Source organism: Pseudomonadota bacterium, assembly GCA_026388215.1.
In the GTDB taxonomy this organism is placed as follows: Bacteria; Desulfobacterota; Syntrophorhabdia; order Syntrophorhabdales; family Syntrophorhabdaceae; genus JAPLKF01.
Map to the genome: position 1 here is coordinate 1 of JAPLKF010000095.1, position 5,362 is coordinate 5,362.

Consider the following 5,362-nt stretch of genomic DNA (forward strand, 5'->3'; position numbering starts at 1 on the left):
TTGGTATGTCATCAAGACAACTCAAGCAGGAAGAAACAATATTAAATGAAATATTAATCTGCTATGATGGTATTTCTGTGGTTGTTCACCCCAGAAATCCAGTTAGCGCACTTACATTAGAACAGATAAGAGGTATTTTCAACGGTCGTATAAGGAACTGGAAAGAGTTGGGCTGGATTGATAGAAAGATTGACGCTGTTACGAGAGAGGAAGGTTCCGGGACTCGTGGTTCCTTTGAAGAACTTGTTATGAAAAATGAAGAAATTTATGATGGGATTATGGTTCAGGATTCTAATGGTTCTGTAAAAGAGGTAGTTGCCACCGACCCTTATGCGATAGGGTATATATCCCTTGGCCTTGTTGATAATAGAGTAAGGTCTCTATCCATTGATGGTATTTTTGCAAGCGTGGAAAATATAAAAACAAAAAAATATAAGTTTGTGAGACCCTTCTTATTCCTGACACATGGTGATATTAACGATAATGTAAAAATATTCATTAACTTTGTGATTTCTAAGGATGGACAGAATATCCTGAAAAAGGAAGGGCTGATAGGCATACTATGATTAAAAAGAAGTTCAGCAAAGAACACGCTGTCAGGTGGGTTTTAATGTTGTTCGCCCTTTCTTCCCTTTTATTTCTTTTCCTGATTTTCATCTTTATTCTTTTTGAAGGGTTACCTCTTTTTCATAAAATTGGTCTGAAAAATATCATTCTTGGTTTTAAGTGGGCCCCCACAAAAGGCTCCTTCGGGATATTTCCAATGATAATATCTTCATTCCTTGTAACCTTCGGTGCCCTCATTATTGGTGCTCCCATGGGACTTTCCTGCGCAATCTATCTTTCTGAATATTCAGGAAAAAGGTTAAAGATGTTTTTAAAACCAGCCCTTGAACTCTTAGCAGGCATCCCTTCAGTGGTATACGGGTTTTTAGGTGTTATTTATATAGTACCTTTAGTAAGAAATTATTTCGGTGGAGCTGGTTTTTCTCTGCTTTCTACCTCTATTATCCTCGGGGTAATGATTTTACCTACAATAATCAGTATATCTTTTGATGCATTGATGAGTGTACCAAGAACTTACAGAGAGGGTTCTTTTGCCATGGGGGCCACCAAATGGCAGACAATCTTCAGGGTTGTAGTTCCCTCTGCCAAATCAGGGATTCTGGCAAGTTTCATTTTGGGTATGGGAAGGGCAATAGGAGAAACAATGGCAGTTATTATGGTTGCCGGTAATGCATTAAAGATACCAACGAGTATTCTTGATCCCTTAAGGACATTGACCGGAAATATTGCCCTTGAACTCGCATACGCCACTGGAGACCACAGACAGGGGCTTTTTTCAACCGGGGTAGTTCTCTTGCTCATTATCATGATTCTCAACTATATTGCCAATTTTGGAATAAAGAGGAAGGTGATAAAGTGAAAAATAGTTCGGAGTTCAAGGTTCAAAGTCCGGAGTCACAAAACCTGTCAAATAAAAAATATAACATTTCACAAGCATCGAAAGGAGCGTTGTAAATTGAGGATCAACCCCCGAATAATCGATAAGCTTGTAAAGATAGTTCTCAACTCCCAGGCATTTTTTACAGTTGGAATATTGGTAGCAATCGTTGCTGTTATCTTCTTTAAAGGCTCCCCCCATGTAAATTTAGAATTTATCTTTTCCTCTCCAGAGGATATGGGCAGACATGGAGGCATATTCTTTACAATCATCGGGACTCTACTTCTTGTATTATTATCAATCCTTCTCGCCACGCCTTTGGGTGTTGGAACAGCAATTTTCTTGACTGAATATACCAGGGAATCGAGATTCACAAAAATTATTCGCTTTGGTGTTGAATCATTAGCAGGTATACCCTCTATATTGTACGGTCTCTTTGGCTTCATATTCTTTGTAATCAAACTCAAGATGGGCTGGTCAATCTTAGCAGGTGTATTTACTATAACCATTATGATCCTTCCAACAATAATCAGGACAAGCGAAGAGGCTATAAAGGCTGTCCCGAGGAATTTTAGAATCGTTAGCTACTCTTTAAGTGCTACCAAATGGGAGACGGTATTAAAGGTTGTATTACCTTCAGCAGCCCCGGGGATTCTGACAGGTATTATGTTAAGTGTCGGAAGGGCTGTGGGTGAGACTGCAGCAACCTTATTCACTACGGGAAGCTCACTAAGACTTCCCACATCCCTTATGGATTCAGGAAGAACCATGGCTGTTCACTTCTATATCCTTGCCAGGGAGGGGATTTCGATGGAAAAGGCCTATGCCACTGCCCTGGTGCTCGTTTTGAGTATATTATTTATAAATGTCCTTGCCTATTATATTATGAACAGGGTTATCGCAAGATATTCGTGAGAACGTATGGATATTAAAATAAAGGTAGAAAACTTGAGGGTATCGTATGGAACATCTGAAATCCTGAAAGGCATCAGCATTGATGTTCATAAAAACATGATTACCGGTTTCATGGGTCCAGCAGGAAGTGGAAAATCTACTTTAATATCAACTATTAACAGAATGATAGATTTTGAAGAGGGTATAAAGATTGAAGGTGGGGTTTATCTTGATGGAGATAATATTTTAGATAGAGAAATAGATCAGGTGAACTTAAGAAGACGGGTTGGGACGGTTTTTGCTGTACCCATAGCCCTCCCCCGCTCAGTATACGAAAATATTGCGTATGGTCCAAGATTACAGGGTGTCAATGAAAAGGCAGAACTTAACATTATTGTTGAGGAGAGTTTAAGAAAGGCATTTTTATGGGATGAAGTAAGGGATAGATTAAACAAATCAGCATTGAAACTCTCTGGTGGACAGCAACAGAGACTCTGTCTTGCCCGAACCCTTGCCCTAAAACCAGAGATAATTCTACTGGACGAACCATGTTCGGGTTTAGACCCTATCTCTACTGCGAAGATTGAAGAGGCCCTCGATGAGCTTAAAAAGGATTATACTATAATACTCGTCTCAAACAATACAAAACAGATAGCCCGCATCACTGATTATGCTGCATTTTTTTACATGGGAGAACTTATTGAATATGGTCCTTCAGAAAAGGTATTTACAAACCCATCGGAGAAAAAGACTGAGGACTATATCCAGGGGAAATTTGGATGATGAATAATCGTGTGCTTAGAACAAATACATTAAATCTATACTACGGCACCTTTCATGCCCTTTTAGATGTAGATTTTCATGTATTTAAAAATTCTATTACCTCCCTGATAGGCCCCTCTGGTTGTGGCAAATCCACATTGCTTCGTTGCTTTAACCGCATGAACGACCTTATTGATGATGTGAAAATAACAGGCAGTATATTTGTCAATGAACTGAGCATTGAAGAAATAGACATTATTGAATTAAGAAAAAAGGTGGGCATGGTATTTCAAAGGCCGAACCCATTCCCTTTCTCGGTCTATGAAAATATGATTTATGGTTTAAAAACACATGGTATCCAGAACAAGAAACAAAACCAGGGGATAGTAGAAAAATGTTTAAAGGCAGTTGGATTATGGGATGAGCTTAAGGACAAATTCTCTACGCCTGCCTTAAGCCTTTCTGAAGAAATAAAACAGAGGCTTTGTATCGCAAGATTACTCACGGTTGAACCAGAGATTATCTTACTTGATGAACCATGTTCGGCCCTTGACCCCATTGCCACTATGAGGATAGAAGAACTGATGGTGGAGCTCAAAAATAATTATACAATCCTGATAGTAACCCACAATATGCAGCAGGCAGCAAGGGTATCAGACTATACAGGATTTATGCTTTTAGGAGAGCTTATGGAGTTCGGGGAAACCACACAAATTTTTACCTCCCCCAAGAATGAGAGGACAGAAGGTTATATTACAGGCAGGTTTGGATAAACGCTAACAATTTGATGATGGAATTCCTAAAATCTATAACATCAAAAGAAGCTCTCAAAATAATCGAATCCTTTCCAATAGTTGCCAAAACAGAAACAGTGGATATCGAAAACGCATTATGCAGGATACTGGCAGAAGATATTATATCAATGGAGGATATCCCGCCTTTTTCACGTTCCCTCGTTGATGGATTCGTATTGATTACTAAAGATACCTATGGAGCAAAAGAAACAAACCCTTCTTTCCTATATACTAAAGGAGAAATAAAGGTTGGTGAAGAGACAAAGATAACAATCGAAGATGGACATACTGTATATATCAGCACTGGAGCAATGATACCAGAAGGGGCTGATGGTGTTATTATGGAAGAATATGTCAGAAGGACTACAGACGGGATTGAACTAACAAAAGCTGTCCATAAAGGCGAAAACATCTGTTTCGTCGGGGAAGATATTAAGAAAGGGGGCAAGGTTTTGAATAAAGGGAAAAGACTCTCCCCTTTTGACCTCGGGATGCTCTCCGCCCTTGGTCATTCAAAAATCCCTGTATATAAAAAAGCTGAAGTAGGAATTATATCCTCAGGGGATGAAATAGTTGAAATACATCATACCCCTCCGCCTGGTAAGGTCAGAGATATCAACAGGTATACCATAACAAACCTGTTGAAAAAAGAAGGTTCTATTACCAAATTCATTGGAATAACCAAAGATAATATAGAAGATATAACAGAAATACTTGCATCTGCCCATGGATTCGACATGCTTCTCATCTCTGGAGGTAGCTCAAAGGGAGAGAGAGATTTTGTCACCGCCTCCATCGAGAGACTTGGAGGTAAAATACTATTCCACGGAATAAACATAAAACCAGGGAAACCCACAATCTTCGGTACATTATGGAACAAACCAATTTTCGGGCTACCAGGTCATCCTGCCTCATGCGTTATGGTGGTGATAAGGTATGTCCTTCCTCTTTTGAGAAGATTGCAGGGTGAAGAAACACATGGAGAAAAGAAGATTAAAGGAATACTCACAACCAATATACCCTCGTCCTTTGGTATTGAGGAATATATAAGAATTACTACAAAATACATCAAAGGAAAATACTATATATATCCAATATTTGCGAAATCTTCAGTAATTTCTTCATTAACAAATGCTTCAGGGTATATAGTCATCCCGGAAGGCAAAGAAGGCTACGAAAAGGATGAAGAGGTAGAGGTGTATCTCTTGGAGTAAAAAGGGTTCTAGGATTCCAGGGGTTAAGGGTTCAAGTGTATTAATCACTCGAATCCTTGAACCCCTCTGGCCAAGACCTGCGGTTTGGCAGGGCAGGCCTTGACCCCTTGACCCCCGTTTGTTGAATAGACCATTAAGACATGATATATAATGCAATTAAATGCGACTATCAGGTATGATATGAAATATGTACCGGTGATGGATGTTATCTGAATTAGTGATAAGAACTTATATTGTGAGTGGGCAAGAAAACT

General features: G+C 39.2%; 7 protein-coding genes. 6 read left to right on the forward strand and 1 reads right to left on the reverse strand.

Annotated elements, in window-relative coordinates; genetic code table 11:
* The 6 genes from NTU69_05665 to NTU69_05690 form a co-directional block, all read left to right on the forward strand.
* A partial coding sequence (locus NTU69_05665; protein MCX5803007.1) for a phosphate ABC transporter substrate-binding protein occupies positions 1 to 566 on the forward strand: 566 nt, incomplete at its 5' end.
* Entirely contained in the window at positions 563 to 1,426 is an 864-nt protein-coding gene (pstC, locus tag NTU69_05670) for a phosphate ABC transporter permease subunit PstC (GenBank protein MCX5803008.1), read from the forward strand. The genes NTU69_05665 and pstC, both read left to right, overlap by 4 nt.
* A gap of 96 nt (positions 1,427 to 1,522) precedes the next feature.
* On the forward strand, positions 1,523 to 2,359 hold the full coding sequence (gene pstA, locus NTU69_05675; protein MCX5803009.1) for a phosphate ABC transporter permease PstA: 837 nt from the start codon (positions 1,523 to 1,525) through the stop codon (positions 2,357 to 2,359).
* A gap of 6 nt (positions 2,360 to 2,365) precedes the next feature.
* Positions 2,366 to 3,121, forward strand: coding sequence for a phosphate ABC transporter ATP-binding protein (locus tag NTU69_05680; protein MCX5803010.1), 756 nt, complete (start codon positions 2,366 to 2,368; stop codon positions 3,119 to 3,121).
* Complete coding sequence (gene pstB, locus NTU69_05685) at positions 3,118 to 3,873, forward strand: phosphate ABC transporter ATP-binding protein PstB (protein ID MCX5803011.1); 756 nt, start codon at positions 3,118 to 3,120, stop codon at positions 3,871 to 3,873. The genes NTU69_05680 and pstB overlap by 4 nt, the downstream gene beginning before the upstream one ends.
* A 14-nt stretch (positions 3,874 to 3,887) precedes the next feature.
* The gene (locus NTU69_05690; protein ID MCX5803012.1) at positions 3,888 to 5,108 is read left to right on the forward strand and encodes a molybdopterin molybdotransferase MoeA; all 1,221 of its coding nucleotides are present in this window, start codon (positions 3,888 to 3,890) and stop codon (positions 5,106 to 5,108) included.
* Between the two features lie 44 nt (positions 5,109 to 5,152).
* Here NTU69_05690 and NTU69_05695 read toward each other — a convergent pair.
* Positions 5,153 to 5,362, reverse strand: a 210-nt coding sequence (locus NTU69_05695; GenBank protein MCX5803013.1) for a hypothetical protein, incomplete at its 5' end; no start/stop codon positions are given.